This window comes from Sphaerotilus microaerophilus, from assembly GCF_023734135.1.
GTDB classification, from domain to species: Bacteria; Pseudomonadota; Gammaproteobacteria; order Burkholderiales; family Burkholderiaceae_C; genus Sphaerotilus; species Sphaerotilus microaerophilus.
Window position 1 is genome coordinate 3,362,274 of record NZ_AP025730.1, and the last position, 25,023, is coordinate 3,387,296.

Annotated in this window: 12 protein-coding genes, 1 pseudogene and 1 other annotated feature; of the genes and pseudogenes, 9 read left to right on the top strand and 4 right to left on the bottom strand. The window is 71.5% G+C overall.

Going from position 1 to position 25,023, the window contains the following annotated elements; translation table 11 throughout:
* Positions 1 to 5 precede the first annotated feature (5 nt).
* The 9 genes from NGK70_RS14550 to NGK70_RS14590 are packed head-to-tail and all read left to right on the top strand — an operon-like array spanning position 6 to position 19,985.
* Entirely contained in the window at positions 6 to 1,985 is a 1,980-nt protein-coding gene (locus tag NGK70_RS14550) for a putative baseplate assembly protein (protein WP_251969244.1), read from the top strand.
* Positions 1,982 to 4,186, top strand: coding sequence for a hypothetical protein (locus tag NGK70_RS14555; RefSeq protein WP_251969245.1), 2,205 nt, complete (start codon positions 1,982 to 1,984; stop codon positions 4,184 to 4,186). The genes NGK70_RS14550 and NGK70_RS14555 overlap by 4 nt, the downstream gene beginning before the upstream one ends.
* Positions 4,187 to 4,198: 12 nt before the next feature.
* The gene (locus NGK70_RS14560; RefSeq protein WP_251969246.1) at positions 4,199 to 6,700 is read left to right on the top strand and encodes a hypothetical protein; all 2,502 of its coding nucleotides are present in this window, start codon (positions 4,199 to 4,201) and stop codon (positions 6,698 to 6,700) included.
* 10 nt (positions 6,701 to 6,710) lie between these two features.
* Positions 6,711 to 8,387, top strand: a complete 1,677-nt coding sequence (locus tag NGK70_RS14565; protein WP_251969247.1) for a hypothetical protein — start codon at positions 6,711 to 6,713, stop codon at positions 8,385 to 8,387.
* Between the two features lie 13 nt (positions 8,388 to 8,400).
* Positions 8,401 to 10,611 (top strand): hypothetical protein, encoded by a 2,211-nt coding sequence (locus NGK70_RS14570; protein ID WP_251969248.1) that lies wholly within the window; start codon positions 8,401 to 8,403, stop codon positions 10,609 to 10,611.
* A 7-nt stretch (positions 10,612 to 10,618) separates the two neighbouring features.
* Positions 10,619 to 12,106, top strand: a complete 1,488-nt coding sequence (locus NGK70_RS14575) for a hypothetical protein (protein WP_251969249.1) — start codon at positions 10,619 to 10,621, stop codon at positions 12,104 to 12,106.
* On the top strand, positions 12,103 to 14,109 hold the full coding sequence (locus NGK70_RS14580; protein ID WP_251969250.1) for an ATP-binding protein: 2,007 nt from the start codon (positions 12,103 to 12,105) through the stop codon (positions 14,107 to 14,109). The genes NGK70_RS14575 and NGK70_RS14580 overlap by 4 nt, the downstream gene beginning before the upstream one ends.
* Before the next feature lie 32 nt (positions 14,110 to 14,141).
* Positions 14,142 to 15,818 (top strand): eCIS core domain-containing protein, encoded by a 1,677-nt coding sequence (locus NGK70_RS14585; protein WP_251969251.1) that lies wholly within the window; start codon positions 14,142 to 14,144, stop codon positions 15,816 to 15,818.
* A 3-nt stretch (positions 15,819 to 15,821) separates the two neighbouring features.
* Positions 15,822 to 19,985, top strand: a complete 4,164-nt coding sequence (locus tag NGK70_RS14590) for an eCIS core domain-containing protein (protein WP_251969252.1) — start codon at positions 15,822 to 15,824, stop codon at positions 19,983 to 19,985.
* 1 nt (position 19,986) lies between these two features.
* On the opposite strand, the gene NGK70_RS14595 is transcribed toward NGK70_RS14590, so the two are convergent.
* The 4 genes and pseudogenes from NGK70_RS14595 to rng form a co-directional block, all read right to left on the bottom strand.
* Positions 19,987 to 20,973 (bottom strand): sigma 54-interacting transcriptional regulator, encoded by a 987-nt coding sequence (locus tag NGK70_RS14595; protein WP_310742533.1) that lies wholly within the window; start codon positions 20,971 to 20,973, stop codon positions 19,987 to 19,989.
* A gap of 451 nt (positions 20,974 to 21,424) precedes the next feature.
* Entirely contained in the window at positions 21,425 to 22,051 is a 627-nt protein-coding gene (locus NGK70_RS14600; RefSeq protein WP_310742534.1) for a tyrosine-type recombinase/integrase, read from the bottom strand.
* A gap of 92 nt (positions 22,052 to 22,143) precedes the next feature.
* A pseudogene (locus NGK70_RS14605) lies at positions 22,144 to 23,373 on the bottom strand (IS3 family transposase).
* Positions 22,979 to 23,095, bottom strand: a sequence feature (AL1L pseudoknot). (Overlaps the previous pseudogene by 117 nt.)
* A gap of 148 nt (positions 23,374 to 23,521) precedes the next feature.
* A complete protein-coding gene (gene rng, locus NGK70_RS14610; protein WP_251973790.1) occupies positions 23,522 to 25,015 on the bottom strand; it encodes a ribonuclease G in 1,494 nt (497 codons plus the stop codon).
* Positions 25,016 to 25,023: the final 8 nt, after the last annotated feature.

The following is a 25,023-nucleotide window of genomic DNA, read 5'->3' on the forward strand; positions in this document are numbered from 1 at the left end:
CGACGATGCCGCTGTCCGACCACCTCCCCGTCATCGACGACCGCCGCCACGCGGACCTGGTCGCCGAGGCACGTGCGCGCATCCCGCGCTACGCGCCCGAGTGGACCGACCTGAACGACAACGAGCCCGGCATCGCGGTCGTGCAGCTGCTCGCGTGGCTGTCCGAGATGCTGCTGTTCCGGCTCGGCCAGGTGCCGCAGCTCAACCGCATCAAGTTCCTCGAACTGATCGGGACCACGCTGGAGCCCGCACGTGCGGCGTCGGCCGAGATCACCTTCGGCACCGTCGCTGACTTCGGCGCCGCGACGGTCATCGTGCCACCGCGCACGCAGGTCGCGGCGGAGGTGCCGGGCTCGCCGGTGCCGGTGGTGTTCGAAACCGAGGACGCGCTGGTGGCGATCAGCGCGCAGCTGGATGCCGTATTGCTCGACAGCGGCGCCGAGATCGCGGATGTCAGCGCGGCCAACGCCGACGGCATCACCGGCTTCGCGCCCTTCGGCCGCAGCGTGCGCTCCGGCAACGCGCTGATGCTGGGCTTCACGTCGGACCTCGCGTTCGCGACCGGGCCGCTGGACCTCGCCTTCTTCACGCGCGCGCCGGCCGCCACCGGCCGCAAGAGCACGCCGCTGGTCGTGCCCGGCGGCGGCGCCGCGCCGCAGGCGCCGGCGACGCTGGCCTGGGACTACTGGAACGGCAGCGAGTGGATCGCGCTCGACGTGCTGGCCGAAGAGACGCTCGCCTTCACGCGCAGCGGCCACGTGCTGTTGCAGCTGCCGGCATCGAACGCGCCGGCCGGCCCGCCGGCCACGGCAACCATGGGCCTGGCCACGGGCGCGCGCTACTGGCTGCGCGTACGCATCACCGCCGGCGCCTACACGCGGGCGCCGGTGCTGGCCGCTGTGCGCACCAACACCACGCGCGCGCTGCAGGCGCAGACGGTCGACGCCGAGCTGATCGGCCGCGCGACTGGGCTCGACGACCAAGTCTACCGGCTAGCCAACGCGCCGGTGCTGGATGGCAGCCTGGTTCTGCAGGTCGACGAGGGCCCGGGCTTCGAGACCTGGACCGAAGTGCCCGACTTCTTCGCGTCGGGGCCCGAGGACCGCCACTACGTGCTGGACCGCAGCACCGGCGAGGTCCGCTTCGGGCGCGGCACGCAGCTGCGCGTGCCGATGGCCAACCCGAACCGGCCGTCCAACCTGCTCGCGTTGTCTTACCGCTTCGGCGGCGGCGCCGTGGGCAACGTGCCGGCCGGCGCGATCAATGCGCTGCGCGCCTCGGTGCCCGGCATCGACAGCGACGCGGTCGCGAACCTGCAGGCCGCCGGCGGCGGCACCGACGAAGAGTCGCTGGAAGCCGCCGAGGAGCGCGCGCGCCAGCAGCTGAAGAGCCGCGAGCGCGCGGTCACCGCCGAGGATTTCGAGCTGCACGCGAAGGGCGCCGGCGCCGCGCGCGCGCTCGCGCTGCCGCTGTCGCACCCCGACTTCCCCGGGCTGCAGGTGCCGGGCGTGGTCAGCGTCGTCGTCGTGCCGCCGTCAAAGGAGCTCGACCCGCTGGCCGATCCGGCGCCGCAGCCGACCGAGGCGCTGCTGCACGAGGTCTGCGCCGAGCTCGACGCGCGCCGCCTGCTGACCACCGAGCTCTACGTCGTCGCGCCGCGCTACCGCGAGGTCGTCATCGGCGCCACGCTGTCGTGCCGCGCCGGCACCGACACCGCGGCGGTCAAGCAGCGGGCCCAGGCCGCGCTCGCGACCTGGCTGCACCCCCTGGTCGGCGGCGACGACGCCAGCGGCTGGCCCTTCGGCGGCGACCTGTACCACTCGGCCCTGGTGCAGCGGCTGCTGCTGCCCGGCGTGCGCCGCGTCAACGACCTGCGCGTGTGGATCGACGGCGTCGAGCAGCCGGCGTGCAGCGACGTCGAGATCGCACCGGGCGTGCTGCTGAGCAGCGGCGCGCACCAGCTGTCCGTGGTGACCGAGCGATGAACGCGCCCTACCTGCCGCCCGTCGCGCGCGCGCCGCACGATCCGCGTTCGCGCGTGCTCGATGCCCGCCTCGGCTGGGCAGGCTACGGGCTGACCGGCGTGACCGGTGGCGTCGCGCAGGATCCGCAAGACGGCGCCCTCGCCTTCGCGCCGCTACCGGGCACCGGGCGCCTGCTCGCCGAACCCGGTGGCGGATTCGGCGGCCTGGTGCTGCCGCGCCATGCGGTGCAGCTCGCCGACGGCACGCTGCTGCTGCTGAATGGCGCGGCGGCACGGCTGTGGCGCATGGACCGCTGCGGGTGCACGCTATCGCCATGGCCCTGCCTCGACGCGGGCGTGCTGCGCGTGCCGGACGGCGCCGCGGGGCTCGGCGTGGGCTGCGGAGAGGTCTACGTCGCGCTGCCGGCGCTGCAACGCGTGCTCGTGCTCGACGCCGGCAACGGCGCGCTGCGCGCGGCGTGGCCCTCGCCGACGGGCGCGCCGCCGTGGTCGCCGGTGCACGCGATCGGGGTCGACGGCGGCCTCGTCGCGGTGGCCGACGTGGCGCGCGGCGGCGTGCACCTGTGCAGCCGGCGCGGACGCTCCCTGCGCTTCATCGGCGGACTCGGCGCGGTGCGTGCGCTGGCCACCGACCGCGATGGCCGCCTGTACGTGCAGCGCGATGGCGAGGAGAGCGTCGCCATCGTCGAACTCGCGAGCGGCCGGACCATCGGCCACGCCACGCAGCCCGGCGAGGTCGCGCACCGCTTCACGCCGCTCGGCCTCGACACGGCCCCCGACGGCGCGATCGACATCGCGACGGCTTGCGCCCCCCCGGCGAGCGAGCCGCACTGGGTCGGACCCGACGGACACGCCATCGCCGCGCCGCCGCCCGCGCTGCCCGCCTACCCGGCCACCGGCACCTGGATCGCCGGCCCGATCGACAGCGGCGAGGACGGCTGCACCTGGGACCGCGTCGCGCTGGTCGCCGACCTACCCGCCGGCGCGCGCGTGCGCATCAGCGCGACGGCAGCCGACGCGCTGCTCACCGACCCCGAGCTTGCCGAACCGTCGCGCTGGCGCGGCGGCGGCGAATGGCGCCACCCGGGCGACTCCGAGCCGCTGGCTTGCGCGCGCGCTGACTGGATGCTGTCGAGCAGCACGGGCCGCCACGGCTGGCTGAAGCTGGAACTGCTCGGCGACACGCGCGGCACGCCGCGCCTGCACTGCGTGCAGCTCGACTTCGCTCGCACCAGCCTGCGCCGTTACCTGCCCGCGGTGTTCGGCGCCGACCCGGTGGCCGCCGAATTCAGCGACCGCTGGCTCGCCATCTTCGACCGCACGCTGCGCGACATCGAAGCGACGGTCGACGGCCAGGCGCGCTTCTTCGACCCGCTGGCCGCGCCAGCCGCGCCCGAAGTGAGCGAGTCGCGCGATTTCCTGCGCTTCATCGCGTCGTGGGTGGGCGTCGTGCTGCCCTCAGGCTGGCCGCTCGCGCAGCAGCGCCGCGTGCTGGCGTCGGCGCCCGCGCTCTACCCTTGGCGCGGCACACGCGCGGGCTTCGCCGCGTCGCTGTCGCTGCTGCTGGGGCTGGACCGCTGGTCGCGACACGTGCCGGCGCACGCGCGCTGCGTGCCCTGCACCGCCGGCCTGCGCCACCTGCCGCGCTGGCGGCCGCCGCGCCTGCTGCTGGAGCACTACCAGCTGCGGCGCTGGATGGCCGTCGGCCACGCGCGGCTGTCGGACGCGGCCAGGCTGTGGGGCGATCGCGTCGTCAACCGCAGCCGGCTTGAGGCCGACCGCACGCTGGAATCCGGCGGCGGCAGCGGCGGCGCGCGCCTGGGCGTCACGCAGCTGCTGACCGTGCAGGACCCGCTGCGCGACCCCTTCCACGTGTACGCGCACCGGCTGTCGGTGTTCGTGCCCGCGGGCTGCATCGCCGCGCCCGGACGGCGCGAAGCCTTGCAGGACTTCATCGCCGCCGAGGTGCCGGCGCACACCGAAGCCAAGCTCGTCGTCGTGCAGCCGCGCTTTCGCGTCGGCGTGCAGGCCATGCTAGGTCTGGACGCCGTGATCGGCGTGCGCACGCAGCTACCCGTGCTCGACGACGCCGACACCCCGCTGGGCCGCGGCACCGTGCTGCATGCGGCCGGTAGCACCTTCGCAGAACCGCCGCGCGGCGCTGGCCGCCAGCGCGTCGGCCTTTCGACCGTCATCCGCTGATCCGAGGACGCCATGGGCCACTCCGAACACCAGCAGCACCACCACTGCGCCGGCTGCGGCGGACCGATGCCGTGCACCCCTTGCACGCTGAGCACGCCGCTGCGCAACCACTACTTCTTCGGCAAGCTGATGGACGTGCCCGATTTCGAGATCGAGCAGGCCTACCTGGTGGAGAAGTTCAAGCGGCACCACGCGCGGCTGCACGGCAGCGGCGTCGTCTGCGGGCTGGAAGTGGACCAGCACCCGAACCCGGCCTGCCAGCCCCGCCACGTGCTGGTGAAGCCCGGCATGGCGATCGACTGCTGCGGCAACGAGATCCTCGTGCTCGACGAGGAGACGGTCGACCTGTACGGCTTCCCCGACGTGAAGAAGCTGCTCGACGAGCAGGAGCCGCAAGACCACCTGCTGCAGCTGTGCATCCGCTACCGCGAGTGCACGACGGAGGAGGTGCCCATCCTGTACGACGAGTGCGGGTGCGACGACACGCGCTGCGCACCGAACCGCATCCTCGAAAGCTATGCGTTCGACGTGCGCGTCGATCCCGAGCTGCCGCTGCCGAACGCGCCCGCGCTCGAATGGCGCGGGCCGCCGCTCGCGCTGCCCGGGGCGTCGGCGCTCGCCTTCGACGTCGCCGGTGCGCGCCTCTACGTCGCCGCGACGCAGGCGCCCGGCGTGGGCAGCGTCCACCGCTACGACCTGGGCACGCTGCTGCCGCTGGCCGGCGCGCCGCGCACGTTCACGCGGCCGGTGCTCGCGATCGCGCTGTCGCCCGACGGCACGCGACTGTACGCCGCGGTCGCAGGCGCCACCGCGGCCGATCCCGCGCAACTGCACACGGTCGACACGACCACCGACGCCGCATTCCAGGTGGATGTGGTGCCACCGATCGACATCCCCGGCAGCGTCGGCGCCACATCGCTGAAGCTCGTCGTGCTCGCGTCGGGCGGGTCGGTGTCGATCGCGGTCGCCGGCGCATCCACGACGCTGCAAGCCTGGGACGCGGGCGGCGCCGTGGTCGCCGGCCGCCAGGCCGTAGTCGCCGCCGCGCTGGCGGGCGGCGCCCTGCGCAAGGACGGGCGGCTGGTGGCGCTGGCCGCTGGCGCGCTGCACCACTTCGACACCACCGCTGCGGGGCTCGATCCGCAGACGCTGGCGGTCGCCGCAGCGCTCGCGCCGGTGGATTTCGTCGTCGGCACGAGCACCGGTCCCGACGTGCTGGTGTGGCTCGAAGGCGGCACCGAGGAACTGCGCCACGCGGCCGCCGACGGCAGCGCGGTGAAGTCCGCCGCGCTCGGCGACCCGCCGCTCGCGCTGTGGGTCGCGCCGGGCGCCTCGACCGCGATCGTGCTGACCAACGACGGCGGCACGACGCAGGTCCGCAGCGCCGACCTCGCGCGCCTCGCGGCCGGCGAGACCGGTGTGCTCGGCGCGGCGCAGGCCGTCGGCCCTGGCGGCAACGCGCTCGCGGTCGAGTACCGCTTGTACGTCGCCTACGACGACGGCGTGGCACTGTTCGACCTGATCGGCACCGACTGCGGTGCGTCGCTGGACCCGCACGCCTGCCCCGGCTGCAACACCGCCGACTGCATCGTGCTGGCGACCTTCGCGCGCTGGCGTCCCGACCGTCGCCTGCTCGACCCGGCCGTGCCGGCGAGCGATCCCGCGGCGGACGCGCAGAACGGCATCGTGCGCATCGACGACACCACGCACCGCGTGGTGCTGCCGAGCGTGGCGGACCTCGCGGCGGCCTTGCGCTGCCTGCTGTCGCGCCCGGGCGCCGGCGGCGAAGGCCCGCAGGGGCCGCCCGGTCCACAAGGCCTGCCTGGCGAGGACGGCCAGGACGGGGAAGACGGCGCGCCCGGCGCCCCAGGCGCACCCGGCACGCCCGGCGAGGACGGCCAACCCGGCAGGGACGGCGACCCCGGCCTCGACTGGGACCTGCCGCACATCTGCGATTTCAGCTGGCAGCACGACACGCCGAACGGCCCGAACGAGCCGCCGCCCGAGCTCGTCGTCACCTTCGACACCAAGGTGCTCGCCAAGGACCTGAACGACCGCAGCATCTTCGTGCAGCTCGGCCGCATCAACACCCGAACCACCGACGGCGAAGAACGCATCCGGCTGCGCTGCTGGTGCGACCTGGACCTGACCGAGCGGATCACCCCCGGCAACACGCAGGAGGAATGCAACGCGAACACCTTCAAACGCAGCGGCGGTCCGTTCGTCACCGCGTTCCAGATCCGGCTGCCACTGCTCGGCGCATTCCGCGGCGAGGACGGCCTGGTGCGCGTGCGGGTCGTGATCAAGGGCGACTTCATCCGCGGCGTGCACCGCAAGACCGGCGAGTTGCGCGCGGTCGACGCCGACCACCTGCCGACGCTGGAGCCGCGCTCGCCGCCCGGCCCGCCGCAGCCCGACGTGACGCCCGAGTGGATGCAACCCGTGGACAAGCGCCACAGCGGCGACGGCATCGAAGGCGGCGACTTCGAGAGCTGGTTCGACGTCAAGGTCTGAGGAACTCACGATGAGCACGATCACCGACCTCTACCGCAGCCGGCGCGCGGCCAGCGTGGCCCACTGCGACGCGCCCGCGCCGCCCTGCAGCCGCTGCGGCATGCTCGAATGCCTGTGCCGGCCGCGCTTCTTCGCCGGCCAGGTGCTGACAGCCGACGACCTCAACCGGCTCGACGCCTACATCCGCGCCAAGCACCGGCTGCACAACCGCCAGCTGCACGGCTGGGGCGTGGTCAACGGGCTGGAAGTGACCTGCGGCCCCTGCGGCAACGGCGTCACCGTGAGCTGCGGCTACGCGCTGTCGCCATGCGGCGAGGACATCGTGGTCTGTGATTCGGTCGCGGTCGACGTCTGCGCGCTGATCGGCCACTGCATGCCCGAGCTGCCGCCCTGCGACCCGCCGCACCGCCCGAACCGGCTGCCCTGCCCCGAAGGCGAGCAGGAATGGGTGCTCGCCATCCGCTATGCCGAGACGCCGACGCGCGGCGTGCAGCCGCTGTATGGCAGCGCGCCCGTGTCCTGCGGCACCGGCAGTGGTTGCGGATGCGGCAAGGCCGGCTGCAACGGCAGTGGCGGCTGCGGCTGCGGCGGTCAGTCCAAGGCCCTGTGCCCGCCGCCGCGCCCGCGCGGCGCGCCGGTGCAGTGCGAGCCGACCGTGGTCTGCGAGGGCTACACCTTCGAGGTCTACCGCAAGCCGCCGAAGGACACCGACGACGACAACGCGACCGACTCGCCGTTGATGCACCGCCTGCAGTGCTGCCTCGAAGCGCTGATCAAGGGGGCGCCGACGACACCGGACGGCAGCATCACCAGCAACCCGGCCGGCTGGCAGTCATGGGCCGTGAAGATCAAGGCGCACCTGCTGCTGAAGCTGGTCGACCCGCCCGGCACCCACTGCGAGCTGATCGCGCGCCTGCAATCGCTGGCCATCCCGAGCGCAAACAATCCCGCGGCGCTGGAAGACGCGATCGAGCTGCTGTTCGTCGTCGCGATCGACGCGATGCTGAACTGCCTGTGCTCGGCGCTGCTGCCGCCCTGCCCACTGCCCGACCCCGATGGCCGCGTGCCGCTGGCCACGCTGCACATCTCCGGCGGCGACTGCCGGGTGCTGCGCGTGTGCAACTGGTCGACCGAGCGCGCGATCGCGGTCACGTGGCCGGCAATCGAATACTGGCTGTCGCCGTTCCCGATCGCAACGATCCTGCGCGAGCTGCTGCAGCGCTTCTGCTGCTTCGACCTGGCGTCGATCTTCCGCCGCGACGACGACAACGGCATCGTGGGCGTGGCCGGCGTCGCGGACTCGCGGCTGAACACCACGGTCGAGCCGTCAGAGCGCACGCAAGCCTTCGCGCGGATCTTCGCCGACACCGCTACCGCGCCCGACACGTCGGCGCGCGCGCTGGTCCAGGGCCTGCTCGGCGGCAAGGGCGATTTCCAGGTGCGGCGCGCGGACCTGTCCACCTGGCTGCTCAGCCAGCACTTGGCGCGGCCGTTCGCGACGCTGGCGGGCCTCGGTGAACGCCAGCGCGGTGGCGGGTCGATCGATGCACTCGAGAAGCGCATCGCCGACCTCGACGCCCGCGTGCAGGCCCAGCAAGCCGAGATCGGTGCGCTTCGCAAGGCCGCCATGGCTGCGCCGCCGCCCGCGCCGGCGCCGGCCAAGAGCGCCAAGCGAAGCCGCAAGTGACAGGGAGCCGCGCATGGACACGCTCTTCGCCGAACGTCCGCATTTCTTCGAAGGCCAGTACCTGGGCGCCGCCGACCTCGCGGTTCTGCTCGAATACCTGCGCGAACAGCTCGCGCGCCAGCGCCTGGCGGGCCGCAGCTGGGGCATCGTGTCGGGGCTGGAACTTGTGCAGGGCACCGACCCGGGCGGTGCGATCACCTACACGGTGGCGCCCGGCGTCGCCGTCGATGGCCACGGGCGCCTGCTCGCGATCCTGGCGCCAACCAAGCTGGACGCGGCGCTGTTCGCCTTGCAGCCCAGCGGCCTGGTCAACGTGTGGCTGCGCCACAGCGAGGTCTCGGCCGGCGGCGTGCGCCCAGGCTTCGAGGTCTGTGGCTCCAGCGACGCGTACTCGCGCATCTCCGAAAGCGTGGTTGTCGAGGTCGGCCCGCGCAACACGGTGGCGCAGCGCGAGAGTGGCGTCGAACTCGGCGCCACGCTGTACCCCGACGCACGCACCGCGCCCGGCACGCTGCTGCCGGGCCAGCCGATCGCACTCGACGGCAGCGTCGGCGCGCAGCTCTTCCCCAACGACGACGACACGCCGCGCTGGCTGGTGCCGCTGGGCCGCGTGGCCTGGGTGCAAGGCGCGCCCGGCGCTTTCGCCGAAGCCGACGAGACGGCGCGCAAGCTGTCGATGATCTTTCGGCACCAGGCCGGCGTATTCGCCGAATCGGTGATCGCCGCCGGCGGCCTGCTGCGCCTGCGTGCGCGCTGGACCGAGCGCGAGGCCGGCAAGACAAACGACCAGTTGCAGGCCGCGGCCGCGCCGCTCGCAAGCGACCTGCAGACCTGCCACGACCGCATCGAGGCCACCGAGCCGATCTGGCTGGAAGAGCACACCCGCCTGACCGGCGACCTGCGGCTGCGCGGCCGCCGCGTCGAATGGCAGGCCGAGGGCGGCACCGACTACGCGGCTGGCGGCACCGTGCTGGGCCTGCGCCGCGCGCCCGCGGCCAACGCGCTCGGCGGCGAGGACCTGCAGCTGCTGCTCGGCAGCAACGCGCCGGGGCCGAGCCGCCTCGTCGTCGGCGGCGCGACGCTGCAGGGCGCGCCCGCCGACCCGTGCCGGCCCGACTTCGATTTCCGCTCGGGCGTGGTCGTGCAGCACGACGCGAAGGTCGGCGTCGGCACCGTCGACAGCCCGCTCGCGCACCCGCTGACGCTGCGCGTGACCGGCGCTCAGCAGCAGGCGCTGGCGCTGCAGTCGGCGGCCGGCGCGGTGACCTGGCAGATCAACACGCTGCCCGGCCCGCCGGGCTTCAACATCGCGCAGGCCGACCCGGCGCAATCCAACTTCTTCATCGACCCGGCCGGCAACGTCGGCATCGGCAGCAGCGCGCCGCAGGCCAAGCTCGACGTGCGCGGCGTGCCGGCGCCGCAGGGCAATGCGCTGGGCGCGAACAAGTGGTTCCAGGCCGGCGACGGCGGCGACACGGGGCGTGTGTGGATGCAGTACGGCGCGCAGCTCGCGCCCTTGATGGTGATGAGCGACCTCGACGACCCCCCGCGCCTCCAGTTCCAGCAGCTCGGCGCCGGCAGCGAGGAGGCGCCCCAGCACATCAGCTGGATCGGCCAGGCGCGCGGCAACTCGCCGGACCTGTCGATGCAGGGCGGCCGCGTCGGCATCAACACGCAGGTGCCGGCGCGTATGTTGCACGTCGAGGGCGAGGAGGTGCACTCGGGCGGGCTCGGCGGCGGCTACTCGTTCTCGAACCGCGGCAGCGCCTTCGTCGAGATCCCCGCCAACGGCGAACGCTGGGTGCTGTACGCAGCGAACAGCGTCGCGCGGCTGTGGTCGGGCGTCGACCGGATGTCGGTGGACCTGGCCGGCAACGTGCGGATGGGGCCGTCGCTGCTGCACTTCGCGGTCGGCTCGCGCGACAACGTGCGCATGGTCAGTGGCCGCGTACCGCAGGTCTTCGCCAGTGCCGGCACCGACTGGTCGGCGGTGCGCAACGGCGTCGGGCTGGTGCGCGTGACCTTCGCGCCGGCCTTCACCGGCACGCCGGTGGTCACGGCGACGCTGGTCGATCCGCTGGCCGAGGACAACGTGATCTGCGTGCGCAACGTGTCGGGCAACGGCTTCGACGTCGTGATCCGCGACATCGACAGCACGGCCGCCGACGGCTCGACACCGCAGGACTCGGCCTTCAACTTCATCGCCGTCGGGCAATTCACGTGAGGCGCCGGTGCTGACGATCGATCGCTGGCACCAGGCGCTCGCGCTGCGCGGCCCGCAGCGCGATCCACGGGCGGTGCCGGACCGCGCCGAGGCGATCGCGCGCCACGCCAGCGCATTGCTCGCGGGCGCGCTGGACGCCTGCCTCCCACGCCACGCGGGCGAGGTGATCCGCATCCGCCAGCTCCAGGTCGCGCTCGCGATCGACGTCGCGCGCCACCCCGACGAGGCGGCGCCGGCGTACGCGGCGGCGCTGGCGCGGCACATCGTCGACGCGATCGACGATGGCGGGCCGGACGTGGTGTGCTTTGCGGACCGCATCGCCTACCACGCGGCCTTTGCGGTCGCGCTCGCGGCCGGCGATGCACATGCGCGCTGGGTGTTCGACGAGTTCGACGGGCTGGCCTCGCTGCCGCGCGCTGCGGCGCTGCGCACGCTGTTCGAGGAGCGGCCCGCGGAGGCGTGGCCGCTGCTGGCGCGGCTGGCGCGCGAGACGGCGGTGTTCGCGATGCTGGAAGGCGCCGAAGGGCTGCGCGTGCTCGATGTGTTGATCGCTGAAGCAATGGTCGCCGATGCAGCGTCCGCGGCGCCGGCCTTGCCGCCGCCCAGCGTGCTGGCCTGTCCCGCCGCGGCGGTGCTGGAGCGCCTGGCGCGCGCCGCGGCATCGGGCTGCCGGCTCGACGAGGTGCTGGTCGCGGCCGCGCTCGCCGGCGCGACCGTGGCGCGGCCCGGTACGCCGTGGGCCGCTTCCTCGTCGGGCGCATCGCCCACGGCGCTCGAGCAACGGCTGCGTGAACGTTCGCCCGCAGCACGGGCCGCCGCGCGGGCCGCGACCGCGTCGGCGACAGCGGCGTCGCGCTTGTCGCAGGACGAGTTCGCGCTCTTCGAGGACACGCCCTGCGCCGCCGCCGGCCTGGTGCTGCTGCTCGACGAACTTGGCGACTGGACCCGCGCGCTGCCCGACGCGCTCCGCAGCGCCTTCGCGCTCGCGGCGCTGGCCGCGGCCGCGCCGGCCGAAGACGCTGCCCGCCTATGGCACGACGCGTGTTGGCGCGCGCTGTTCGGCGTCGAAGCCGCATTCGGCCTCGACGAACTCGCGACCCTGCTGGGCGACACCGACGCGCAGGCCGTGTTCGACGCGGCCGCGGCCTTCGGCGTCGAAGCACCGCGCGACGACGACGCGGCGGCGCTCGACACCCCGCTGTTGCATGGCCTGCCAGCGGCCTGGCGCGCGCTGGTCACCACCGCCGCGCAGTACGCTTGGCGCCGCGTCGCGTGGCGCGTGCCCGGCATGGCCGGCGCCAGCATCGGCTACCTGCGGCGCAACCTGCTGGGCGGCGACGGCAGCGCGCGCCGCGTCGACGACGATCACTGGCACTGGCGTGTGCCGCGCGCGCCGCTGCACGTGCTGCTGGCGATGACCACGCTCACCGCGCGCGAGCACGTGTGGCGCGGTCCGCCCGCGCGGCTGCTGATGCTGGAGTTTCACGGCTCATGAAACGCGAGGAACTGCCCCAGGCGGTCGACGTGTGGCGTCGCTGGCTCGACACGCTCGTCGAGCGCGAGATGTTGCGCCTGCGCTCTCGCTACGCGCCGTCGCTCGACGAGTGGCGCGGGCTGCACGTGACGCACGCCTTCGTCGACGCGCTGCTCGGCGCCGACGGCGAGCCCGACGCCGACGACGCGCAGCAGATCGACGCGCTGACCGCTCAGGCGTGCCATCTCGCGCCCGCGGTCTCCGCCGAGGGCGTGGGCGCGGCGCTCGCGGCGCGGCTGCAACTCGACGATGGCGATCTCGCGCTGCTGCTGCTCGCGCTGGCGCCGGACCTCGACCCGCGCTACGAAGCCTTCTACGCCTACCTCAACGACGATATCTCGCGCCGACTGGTCACGGTAGACCTCGCGCGCCGCCTGCTCGACGACGTGGGCGACCTGCTGGCGCGCGTGTCGCCGCCATCGCGGCTGGTCGATGCCGGCGTGTTGGAGGTGTTGGAGCCGCCGGAGCCGCGCAGCCGCTGGCGCCGTGAGCTGCGCGCCCGCGAACCGGTGCTGCAGTTCGCGCTCGGCCTACCACTGGCCGACCCTGCGTGGCAGCGCGATGCGCAATGGACCGCAGCGCCGGCCGGCGCCGAGCGCACCGCGGCCGAGCCTCTGGTGCACGTGCACGGCGACGACCCCGAGGACCGGCGCGAGGCCGCCGCCGCGTGGGCCGCCGCGCGCGGGTTGGCGCTGCTGCGCATGCCGCTGCCGGTGGCCACGGCGCACGCGCGATCGCTGCTTCTGTCTGCGCGGCTCGCGGATGCGGCGCTGATGGTCGAGGCCGAAGACGGCCCCGCGCCCGCGCTGCTGCGCGACCTCGAGGCGCTGGCCGGTCGCGGCGTGCCGCTGCTGCTGTCGACCGAGCCGTCGTCGCCGTCGGCCGCGTGGCTGGCCGCCTGGCCCCACCTACGCCTGTCCGCCGAACCGCCCGCGCCCGAAGCACGGCAGGCGCTGTGGCAGCAGTCGCTGGCGCGGCAGGGTCTGGCGATCGACGAAGGCACGCTGGCCTCGCTCGCGGCGCGGCACCCGCTGCCGGCCGCACGCATCCGCGCCGCCGCCGCGTCGGCAGCGTGGGCGCTGCTGCCCGACGACGACGCCGCGACCCTCGCCGCGCTGCTGGAGGACGAAGCGCAGGCGCGCGCCCACCAGGCGCTGAGCCGCGTCGCGCGCCGCGTCGAGCGCCAGCACGGCTGGTCCGACCTGGTGCTGAACGAGGTCACGCTGCGCCAGCTGCGCGAGGTGGCCGACGCGGTGCGCGTGCGCGACCGCGTCTACGGCGACTGGGGCCTGGGCGCGCGCAGCGGCCGCAGCGCCGGGCTGACAGCGCTGTTCTGCGGCGCGTCGGGCACCGGCAAGACCATGGCCGCCGCGGTCGTGGCGGCCGCGGCCGGCCTGCCGATGTATCGCGTGGATCTGGCCGCGGTGGTGTCCAAGTACATCGGCGAGACCGAGCAGAACCTGGACCGCGTGTTTCGCGCTGCTGAGCGCTCGAGCGCGGTGCTGCTGTTCGACGAAGCCGACGCGCTGCTCGGCCGCCGCTCGGAAGTGAAGGACGCGCACGACCGCTACGCCAACCTTGAGGTCGCCTACCTGCTGCAGAAGCTGGAAGAGCACGCCGGCGTGGTGCTCCTGGCGAGCAACCTGCCGAAGAACCTCGACAGCGCGTTCGCGCGCCGCATGCACTACACGGTGGAATTCGCGCGGCCCGCTTCACCGCTGCGTGAGCGCCTGTGGCGCGGCATGCTGCCGCCGGCCTTGCCGCGCAGCGACGACATCGACTTCGCGTGGCTCGCCGAACGCTTCGAGGTCACCGGCGGGGAGATCCAGGCCGCGACGCTCGACGCCGCCTTCCTCGCGGCCGCCGCCGACGAGCCGCTGGGCATGCGCCATCTGCTGCATGCGCTGGCGCGGCGGCAGGCGCAGCAAGGGCAGTCGGTGGGCCACGGGCGCTACGCGCGCTGAACGCGATGGCCTGCGCAGCCGCCCGATGCGCCATGGCCGCCGCCGACGCGGCGCAAGAGCAGGCCACGCCCGCGCCCACACGCCCGCCCAAGGCGCACCCCGGCACGCCAAACCCCTCCGCGCTGATCGCGGCCGACGTGCAGGGCCTGGGCGACGGCGCGCCGCTGGCCCTGGCGCTGCGTGCGCCGATCGAGCAGCGCCTCGGCGCCGACCTGTCGGCCGTGCGCGTGCACACCGACGTGCGCGCCGCGCTCGCCCGCGAGCGCATCTGCGTGCGCGCGTTCGCACATGGCCAGCACGTCGCATTCGGCGAGGGCCAATATGCGCCGCAGACCGCCGAGGGCCGGCGCCTGATCGCGCACGAGCTCGCGCACACGGTCGAGCAGGGCGGCGCGCCGCCGCGCGTGCAAGGCGACACCGGCGCCGACTTCACGGTCGCCGACATGCAGAAGCTGGCCGCCAACATCGACCGCCAGGAGGCGAGCAGCCTGCAGTCCTTCGGCACGCCGGCGCGCGACTCGCGCCTGAGGCTCGACCTGCTGCCGAACCCGAAGACCGGCATCATCGACAACCTGGACGGCAGGCTGGAGTGGCGCTTCGGCCGCTTCGTCGATCCGAAGGACAAGTACGAGGACGTCTGCCCGACCTGCCACCAGACCGGTGCGCAAGCGCGCGAGGCGAAGCAGAAGCGCGACGCCGACGAGAAGCGCCGCAAGCTGGAGGCCGCTTGGTCCTCGATGCACACGGCCCAGCACAACCAGGTACTCAACGCGCAGGAATCTTCGCTGGCCGCCGACTTGCAGTCCTCGCGCCTGGCGGTCACGCAGGCACGGCTGGCCCTCTTGGACGCGGCGCTCGCGCTACCGCCCGAGCTGGGCGACGACCTGCTGGCCTCGCCCACCGCGGTCATTCCGCCCGAGCTGCGCACGCACATGCTGATGGCCGCCCAGGCCGAGGTGCTGGTCGACGCCTACGTCGACGCGAAGACCGGCGCGCAGGGCATCCCGTGGAGCTTCTACCTGATCCGCAAAGGCTTCATGTTCGAGTTGCACGACATCACGGCGCCCTTGCGCAAGGACGGCCGCAGCGTGGTGCACGAGGTCGGCATCAGCAACATCAACGCGCTAATCATGCAGCGGCACGGCACGCAGTCGATCGACGAGATCGACCCGCCGAAGGAGCTGTTCGACAAGCTCAACGACTGCGACTTCTTCCCCGAAAGCGAGCTGTACTGGCGCTTCCCGAAGTCGGGCCTGCCGGACCGGATGACGATGACGGCGCCGAAGCCGTTCTACCAGTGGCTGACGGAGATCGGCATGCTGCTGACGCTGGTCGGCGGGCTGCTGGTGCCGGTGCTGGGCGGACCTGCAGCGCTGGCCCTGGCGAGCGCGCTCGTGGGCGGCGCGATGACGATCGGCGGCAGCGTGCTGAAGATGCAGGACATGGAGGCCAAGGGCATGCTGACGGCCGAGGCGCGCCGCGGCATCTGGTGGGACATCGCGCTCGACTACAACGACTGGGTTGAGAAGACGATGCGGCACAACGTGCCCTGGGGCTCGCCGCCGGACGTCGCGCTGGCCCTGCTCGTCGCCACCGGCCAGCGCCTGCGCGAGATCATCCGCGCGCACCGCGACGTGCTGCACTACGGGCAGCGCATCCTGCCGCCTGACCTGCGCCGAGTGCGGGTCGGCATCGCGGCCCAGGACTAAGCCATGGCCTGCGCCGGCAAATGCGCGCAAGCGGCCCGCTCGGCCGATGCGCCTAGCCATGCGGCCGAGGCGGCGCACGCGTCGCGGCGCGCCAGTGGCGGCTCCAACCAAGCGGCGCTGCGGGCCGCGGGCCTCCAGGCCAAGCTCACCGTCGGCGCCACGCACGACCCCGCGGAGCAGGAAGCTGACCGGCTCGCCGACAGCTTCGCGTTCGGCGCCGCGATTCCGAAGCCCTGCTGCAACAGCTGCGCCGAGTCCACGCCGCCGGGCACCGTGCGGCGCTCGCCGCTGCCCGGCGCGGCGGCGCAACCCGCGGTGGACCGGCTGCCGCTGGGCGAAGGCACGCCGCTGGCCGGCGCCCTGCGCGCCCCGCTGGAGCGCCACCTCGACGCCGATCTGTCGGCGGTCCGTGTGCACACCGATCAGCGCGCGGCGAGCGCGAACGAACGCATCGGCGCTCACGCGTTCGCGCACGGCAGCGACATCGCATTCGGCCGCGGCCAGTACGCGCCGCACACCACCGAGGGCCGGCGCCTGATCGCGCACGAGGTGGTGCACACGGTGCAGCAGGGCCGCGGCGCCGGCGCGGCGCGAGAGCGCGGTCCGGCGCGCGTGCGCGGCGACAACGGCAAGCAGTTCACGCCGGAGAAGCTGGCCTTGTTCGCGCGCTGGAACGAGCAGAGCGCGTTCAAGGACTTCAGCCCGCCGGCGAACCAGGACCCGCGCGTGCACTGGAGCAAGCCGGGCGACTGGGGCAGCGACCTGCCGCGCTTCGAGAACGGCGTCTGGATCGACCCGAAAGCCGACTACAGCAACCAATGCCCGAGCTGCCACAAGCGACCCTGGGAAGTGCGCGCCGAGCGCCAGCGGCGCGAGGCCGAGCAGGCGAAGGAGCGGCGCGAGGCGGCTTGGCCCGGCATGCACGCCGCGCAGAAGGAAGGGGCGCTCGACCAGCAGGCCAAGACCCTGCGCGAGGACATCCTGTCGTCGCGGCTGGCCGCCGCGCAGTCGCGGCTGGCGCTGTTCGACGCCGCAGCCACGGCCGCGCCGTCCTTCGGCGATGAGGAACTGCTGGGCATCCCGGCCGGGCAGCTGCCGCCGGACCTGAAGAGCCACTGGCTGCTGGCCGAGCAGGCTGCGGTGCTGGTGGACCAGTTCGTCCTCGCGCCGCCCGACAGCATCGCGGCCGACACTATGGCGCCGGTGCAGAAGGCCTGGGTGACCTACTACGGCACGATCAGCCAGCTGCTCGGCGCGATGGACCGGCTGAACGACAAGATCGCCCGGCGCCGCGCCGCGGCCCTGCAGAAGAAGCGCTCGCGGCCGAAGCTAGGTTGCCCGACCAACAGCTGCCACTCGGCGCCCGCGGCGCCGGACAACGACTTCCTGCTCGGGCCCTCGCTGCTGGACGCCTACCCCGACCGAGAGCCCCCGATGGCCGACGCCGCGATCGCGTTGTTCCGCCCCTACAAGACCGAGTTCGGTCCGCTGGTGACGCGCGCGAACGCGGCGATCAAGTCCGCGCAGGGTGCGAAGGACATCGAGACCTGGAAGAGCGCGCGCCTCGACTACCGCTGGACCGTGTCGCAGCTCGACACGGTGCTCAAGGCCAAGGGCGGCGGCGGCTGGGGCGGCAAGGAGCGCGTCGAGCAGCTCGAGTTCACGCAGGGCCCGCTCGAGCGCCAGCAGGAGGTGCAGGACCGCGACCCCGAAGCGCTGAAGGTGCAGGCGGTCTTCTACCCGAAGCACGAGTTCGAGCAGGTCCCCGACGAGAAGGGCGGCACGAAGGAAGGCGCGCGCGGCATCCCCTGGCACTTCTACCTGCTGCGCACCAAGCTGTCCGACTACCAGACCAGGATGCCGGCCGGCTACACCTGGGAGCTGATCGACATCACCGCGCCGAAGCGCGACGACGGCCGCACGGTGACGCATACCAAGCAGATGACCATGCTGGACGCGCAGATCTCCGACTTCGCATACGGCGGCACGCCGGTCAACAAGATCGACCCGCCCTACGAACTGTTCGCGAAGCTGAACAACAAGTTCTTCTTCCCGGAGGGCCATCTGTACTGGCGCTACCCCGTCAGCGGCAAGCCCGGCTCGCTGGAGACCACCGCGCCGCGCTCGTTCGGCGACTGGCTGAAGCTGATCGGCATGGCGGTGGCGCTGATCGGCGGCGTGCTGCTGCCAATGCTGGGCGCGCCGGCCGCGGTCGCGTTCGCGGCGATGGCCGGCGGCACCGCGCTGTCGATCGCCGGCAGCTTCGCGCAGATGGAGGAGATGCGCGAGGTCGGCAAGCTGACCGAGTCGGCGAAGGACCGCCTGTACTGGGACATCGCGCTTGACATCGCCAACATGCTGACCCTGGGCCTGGGCAAGGTGGCGACCGTCGCGCGCGCCGCCAACGCCGCGCGCGTGGCGCGCGTGGCCGAGAGCGCGTATTTCTACGTGCGGCGCGCCGAGATCGCGATGGACGCGGTCAACGTCGGCATCGTCTCGTACGACCTGATCGCGCAGTACAAGGCGATCCAGGGCTCGAAGATGAACGCCGGGGAAAAGCAGCGTGCGCTGCAGGAGCTGTTCGCGATGGGCCTGCTGAGCGGCGCGCTGAGCTACGTGTCGCTGCGCGCCGGCGTGCGCGACTGGAACAAGAAGCCGGTGCTGAGGATCGACGTCGACCCGGCGGACCCGGCGCGCCGCATCGCCACCTTCGACGAGGTCGGCGAGGCCGCCGCCGAGGCCGCGCAGCACGACGCCGCGCGCAAGGGGACCAAGGCCAAGGAGGTGACGACACTCGAACACATCGACCCGCACAAGCGCGAGGTGCACACCTACCGGCTGTGGGACGACGGCCGCATCACGCGCTGCAGCGAGCCGCCCTGCCTGCTGATGAGCCGCAGCCTGGTCGAGCGCGTGACCGACATGTCCGATCACATGCTGGCCGAGAGCACGCACCACGCAGCGCTGCAGGACTTGGCCAGCCGCGCGTCGGACCTGCAGGAGGTGGCGGCCGCAGTTGGCCGCATGCCGAAGGGCAAGCAGAAGGCGGCGGGCGACGCGGTGCTGGCGCGCGCCAAGGCCATCGAAGACGAGATGGCGACGCTGCGCAAGAAGATCGACGACGAGAATCTGGCCTACGAGGATGGCGGCTTCACCGAGGCGGGCAAGCGTTACGGCGACGCCGCGCAGCAGTTCGACAAGGACAAGTACGGCTGGATCTTCGTCAAGAAGACCGGGACGCTGCGCTTCCAGCGCAAGAGCATCTACGTGCCGCGCATGGAATGGGACGGCACGCAGTTCGTCAAGAACAAGGAGAAGCCGCTGTTCCCGCAGGTCGACCCGGCGGTCGAGGCGCAGGTGCGCGCCACCAGCGAGACAAAGGATTTCAACATCGTCGAGACCATCACCAAGGTGGAGGACCTGCGCCGCCTGCGGCCGGCGTCGCCGTTCAAGGGCCGCCGGCCGACCGATTGGGTGCTGGTGAAGATCAACGACGACAACCTGGTCGACTTCGGCACCGAGGCGATACCGCACGGCACGATCTTCGAATTCCCCGGCGGCCGGCGCGCGTGGCGCACCCCGCACAACACCATCGCCACCGACGCCCCACTGGGCGCGCCGATCGGCCGCCAGGGCTGGGAGGCCGGCACGCCCTCGCAGCTGCGAATCAACAAGCACGGCGTGTCGAACGAAGGCGTCGACGTGATGAAGTCCACCGGCGTCGACCACGAGCGCGCGCACGCGCGCGGCCAGGGCACCGGCTTCGAGCTGTACAACCACATCCTGCTGGCGCCGACCTACGTCAACCAGACGCTGCAGGCGCGCGGCATCGAGCTGTACCTGTCGGAGCTGAAGAAGGCGCGCCCCACCCTGGACCTGCGCCTGTCGACCGAGCACCGCAGCTTCGAGGGCACGACGATGCAACAGTTCATCGACTATAGGCTGTCGGTGGTCGAGAACGGCGAACGGCGCGAGCTGTTCGCGGTGCGCATCGAGACCGACTACAGCAACAAGGCCAAGCCGGCGCGCACGCTGGTGCTGCAGATGCCGAAGACCGTGGCCGACTTCGACCTCGTGACCAACACGGTCGACATGGGGGCCGCGCTGGATTCGATGGAGACCGCGATCCGCGAGGCGCGCACGCGCAAGGCGGCGGCGAAGAAATGACTCAGCCGGCGAAGTCGGCGCGTTCTATGCCGTGGCGTTTCATCATGCGGCCGAACAGGCGCCGCTCCTTGCCCGCCAGCCGCGCGGCCTGCGTCACGTTGCCGTGCGCTGCGGCGAGCACGCGGCGCAGGTAGCGCGCCTCGAAGGCGTCCAGCAGCTGCGCGCGTTCGCTGGCGTAATCGCAGGGCGAGGCTTCGACCGCGCGCGCCTCTCCGGGCAGGCGCAGCGGCGCGCCATCCTCTCCTTCGATGAAGGCGCGGTGCACCACGTTCTCCAGCTCGCGCACGTTGCCCGGCCACGGCACCGTGCCCAGGCGCGCCAGCGTCGCGTCGTCGAAGGCGCGCGGCGCCACGCCGTAGCGCTTGGCCAGTCGCGCCAGCATGGCCTGGGCGAGCAGCGGCACGTCCTTCGCGCGCTCAGCCAGCGTGGGCACGTGCACGCGAACCACGTTCAGCCGGTAGTACAGGTCGATGCGAAACCAGCCCTCACGCACGCCGCGCTCCAGGTCGCGGTTGGTCGCCACCACCACGCGCACATCGGCGTCGAACCACCGCTGCCCGCCCAGCGGCCGGAAGCGCAGGTCCTGCAGGAAGCGCAGCATCGAGGCCTGCGAGCGCGGCGACAGCGTGTGGATCTCGTCGATGAAAAGCGTGCCGCCCTTGGCCTGCGCGACCAAGCCGTGCATGTCGCGGCTGGCGTCGGTGAAGGCACCCCGCGCGTGGCCGAAGAGCTCGTCCTCGAACAGCGTCTCGGGCAGCGCGCCGCAGTCGACCGGCACGAAGGGATGGCCGCTGCGCGGGCCCATGTAATGCAGCGCGCGCGCGACGAGTTCCTTGCCGGTGCCGGTCGCGCCTTCGATCAGCACAGTGACGTCGACCGCCGCGTACCGCAGCAGCGAGTCGACCATGGTGCGAAAGGCCGGGCTGCGGCCCACTAGCCCCGCGCGTTCGCACGCAGACTCCCACTGAAGCGCATTCGACAGCAACACGGTGACCTCCCGGCGCGTAATTCGGAAAAATTATGCAATAGGACCCTGGGACGCGACAACCCCACCCTAGCCGAAGGTAGCAGCCTCAAAGGAAGAACGGACCGGCCACGCGCTACCTCGCACGGCGCCGGCGCCAAGTGCTCACGGTTGCTCACGGCCCCAGGCGCCGAAGTCAGTCAGTTGGCACCAAGGCGGAGTTCGCAGTCTGACGGATTCGCTTGCCCGTCGCGCGAGCGCGGAGACACCGCCGTACTGGCATGCACCAAAGCGGTCATCGGCGAAGGACGGGTAATGGCCGACTGCGGCCGGTCGAGCCTCGATAGCTGAACGACTTCAACCGCTGCATTGCAGCCCGCCACGCTGGATCGATCCCCCTGAGGGGCGATCCCTTGGCAAAGACGCTCAAGACCCACTTCACATCGCCCGAGCCGATCCAGAGAGATGGTCCGCTTCACATAGACGTCCGGACTGGCCGTCCATCCGCACCAACCCCCGGCTCCGACGAAGCCTCACAGGTGATAAGGAACTGCGCCCAAGTCAGCAGTGCTTGCCGGCGTTCCGGGTAGTAGCTGTGCTGGTCGTATATGCCTTCCACCCCAGAGAGCTTGTGATTCAGGCACATCTCCGAGACATCCCGTGGCACGCCGAGCGCGCGCATGTGCGACTTCATGGTGCTGCGCAGGTCATGGGGAGTGAATCGGCGTACCTTCGGCTTGTGCAGGGCAAGCCAGTACATGATCGCCCGGTGCACGGTACCCTTGCCCAGGTAGGTATCGCCGCCATTTCGCTTTGCACGGCTACTCGCCCTTGCAGGCAACACAAAGTCAGACTGAGAGGCAAGTGTCCGGAGCTCTCTAAACCAGTCGACGACTGCTGGAGCGAGCGGTACGTCCATCGAGGTCCCTGTCTTGCTCGCCGGGATGTGCCAGCGGGCCTCGTCGAGATGCACGTCCTCCCATCTGGCGGTGAAAAGCTCCGCGCCACGCACGCCAGTGCCAAGCAGGATGCGAATCGCCAGCGCGTTCGGACGCCGCATCGGGGCGTTCAGCAGGAGGTGCAGTTCCTGACGGGTCAGCATCAGGCGCTTGCGAACCGGTGGTCGAGGCCCCAGGAGAGAGCTGATCATGATCCTGAATCGCCCCGGTTTCCGTGGAGGCTGTTTGGTTTAAGTCAGGCCGCCACCGTGGTGGTCTGACTGGCGCGCTGCCGGTAGTAGTTTGCCTCAGCCTCTGCCGGCGGGATGTAGCCGATGGGTTCGAGCAAACGATGGTTGTTGAACCAAGCCACCCATTCGAGCGTGGCAAGTTCTACCGCTTCCTTGGTCTTCCAGGGGGCTCGACGATGGATCAGCTCGGCTTTGTAGAGGCCGTTGATGGTCGGCCAGGGCGTTGTCATAACTGTCTCCTTTGCTGCCCACAGAGGGCTCAATGCCTGCTTCTGCAAGCCGCTCTGAGTACCGGATGGACACGTATTGCGAGCCGCGATCCGAGTGGTGGATCAGGCTGCTGTCTCGCTCGGGCTGCCTTGCATAGAGCGCCTGCTCCAGGGCGTCGAGGACGAAGTCCGTGCGCATCGAGCTGCTGACGCGCCAGCCCACGATGCGTCTGGCAAATACGTCGATGACGAAGGCCACGTACAGCCACCCCTGCCAGGTCGAGACGTAGGTGAAGTCCGAGACCCAGAGCTGGTTCGGTCGATCGGCCTTGAACTGCCGGTTGACCTTGTCCAGCGGGCACTGCGCTTTCTTGTCACTGATCGTCGTGCGCACGACCTTGCCGCGCATCACGCCGCGCAGGCCGAGGCGACGCATCAGGCGTTCGACCGTGCACCGCGCTGCCGCCGTTCCTTCGCGGGCCAGTTGACGCCAGACTTTGTCGGCGCCGTAGACCTGCATGTTGGTCTGCCATACGCGTTCGATCTGGGGCGCCAGAACGTCATCGCGTTGGGCTCGTGTGCAGCGTCTGTGCGGCTCGCGTTGAAGCGCCGCGTACCGTCGATACCCAGATGGGGAAATCTGCAGAACCTTGCAGATCGGCTCGACCCCAAACGTATCCCGGTGCTCGTCGATGAGCTCCCTCAGAACTTGAATCGGCGGTCGAGCTCCGCCTGGGCGAAAAAAGCGCTCGCTACCTTCAGGATCTCGTTTGCCCGGCGCAGTTCCTTGACCTCGCGCTCCAACTCCTTGACGCGCTGGGCCTCCGATGTCGTGACGCCTTCACGCACACCGGCATCGATCTCCTGACGCTTGACCCAGGTCAGCAACGTCTGCGGCACGCAGCCGATCTTCGGCGCAATCGACTCCACCGCCATCCACAACGACGGGTACTCCCCGCGATGCTCCTGCACCATCCGCACGGCCCTCTCACGGACCTCAGGTGAGAACTTGTTCGACTTGTTCATGGCTCCATCTTCTCAAAGGTTGGAGCCTCCTCGAAACCCGGGGCGATTCAGGACTTCAAGACACTCGAAAACACTCGCCCGGAAAAAACTCCTTGCGCGACAACCGCTTACGTGTGGCGACCGACACGGGGCGACACCCCGTGAACCATCAAAGTAAGACGATGTCGTAGTGCTCTGCCGTCATTGTCGCCTCTGCCTGCAGGGAGATCGGCTTGCCGATGAAGTCGCTCAGGCCGGCCAGGTTCTGGCTTTCCTCGTCGAGCAGCATCTCCACCACCGGGGCCGACGCGATGATGCGGAACTCCTTGGGGTTGAACTGGCGGGCCTCGCGCAGGATCTCGCGCAGGATGTCGTAGCACAGGCTGCGGGCGGTCTTGACCTGGCCGCGACCGGCGCAGGCCGGACAGGGCTCGCACAGCATGTGGGCGAGGGACTCGCGGGTGCGCTTGCGCGTCATCTCCACCAGCCCGAGCTGGGTGAAGCCGCTGACCGTGATCTTGGTGCGGTCGCGCGAAAGCTGCTTGCGCAGCTCGCCCAGCACCGCCTCCTGGTGGTCCGCCCGGGCCATGTCGATGAAGTCGATGATGATGATGCCGCCCAGGTTGCGCAGGCGCAGCTGGCGGGCGATCGCCAGCGCCGCTTCGAGGTTGGTCTTGAAGATCGTGTCCTCGAAGTTGCGCGCCCCGACGAAGCCGCCGGTGTTGACGTCCACGGTGGTCAGCGCCTCGGTCTGGTCGACCACCAGGTAGCCACCGGACTTGAGGTCGACACGGCGCGCCAGGGCCTTCTCGATTTCCTGGTCGACGCTGAACAGGTCGAAGATCGGCCGTTCGCCCTTGTAGTGCTGCAGGCGATTGACCGCACTGGGCGTGTACAGCTGGCCGAATTCGCGCAGGGCGTCGAACTGCATCCGGGAGTCGATGCGGATGGTCGCGGTGCGCTCGTTGACCAGGTCGCGCAGCACGCGCTGGGCCAGGTTGAGGTCCTCGTGCAGCAGGGTTGCCGGGGGTGCCTTGAGCGCCTGGGCGCGGATGTGGGCCCAGGTCTTGCGCAGGTAGGCAATGTCGTCGGCCAGTTCGGCGTCCGAGGCCTCTTCGGCATTGGTGCGCAGGATGAAACCACCGCCACCGCCCTCTTCGCGCGTGCCCACCAGCGCGGCCATGCGCTGGCGCAGCTGCTCGCGCAGCTCGTGCGAGCCGATCTTCTGCGAGATGCCGATGTGGTCGTCCTGCGGCAGGTAGACCAGCATGCGCCCGGCGATGCTGATCTGTGTGGACAGGCGTGCACCCTTGGTACCGATCGGGTCCTTGATGACCTGCACCACCAGCGACTGGCCCTCGAAGACCAGCTTCTCGATCGGCTGCACGGGCGGCGCATCGGCGCGCCCGCCATGGCCGCCGTGGCGCCCGACCTGCCCGGCCACGTGCACATCGGCCACGTGCAGGAAGGCCGCCCGATCCAGCCCGATGTCGACGAAGGCGCTCTGCATGCCCGGCAGCACCCGCGCCACCTTGCCCAGGTAGGCGTTGCCGACCAGCCCGCGCTCGGCGGCCCGCTCGACGTGCAGTTCCTGCACCGCGCCGTTCTCGACGACGGCGACGCGGGTCTCCTGTGGCGCCCAGTTGACGAGGATGTCCTGCATCGGTGCGT

What these genes read in the sequence shown, in the direction of transcription:
- NGK70_RS14550 (WP_251969244.1), top strand. Translation starts at nt 6, where the DNA reads ATGCCGCTGTCCGACCACCTCCCCGTCATCGACGACCGCCGCCACGCG.
- NGK70_RS14555 (WP_251969245.1), top strand. Translation starts at nt 1,982, where the DNA reads ATGAACGCGCCCTACCTGCCGCCCGTCGCGCGCGCGCCGCACGATCCG.
- NGK70_RS14560 (WP_251969246.1), top strand. Translation starts at nt 4,199, where the DNA reads ATGGGCCACTCCGAACACCAGCAGCACCACCACTGCGCCGGCTGCGGC.
- NGK70_RS14565 (WP_251969247.1), top strand. Translation starts at nt 6,711, where the DNA reads ATGAGCACGATCACCGACCTCTACCGCAGCCGGCGCGCGGCCAGCGTG.
- NGK70_RS14570 (WP_251969248.1), top strand. Translation starts at nt 8,401, where the DNA reads ATGGACACGCTCTTCGCCGAACGTCCGCATTTCTTCGAAGGCCAGTAC.
- NGK70_RS14580 (WP_251969250.1), top strand. Translation starts at nt 12,103, where the DNA reads ATGAAACGCGAGGAACTGCCCCAGGCGGTCGACGTGTGGCGTCGCTGG.
- NGK70_RS14585 (WP_251969251.1), top strand. Translation starts at nt 14,142, where the DNA reads ATGGCCGCCGCCGACGCGGCGCAAGAGCAGGCCACGCCCGCGCCCACA.
- NGK70_RS14590 (WP_251969252.1), top strand. Translation starts at nt 15,822, where the DNA reads ATGGCCTGCGCCGGCAAATGCGCGCAAGCGGCCCGCTCGGCCGATGCG.
- NGK70_RS14600 (WP_310742534.1), bottom strand. Translation starts at nt 22,051, where the DNA reads ATGCTGACCCGTCAGGAACTGCACCTCCTGCTGAACGCCCCGATGCGG.
- rng (WP_251973790.1), bottom strand. Translation starts at nt 25,015, where the DNA reads ATGCAGGACATCCTCGTCAACTGGGCGCCACAGGAGACCCGCGTCGCC.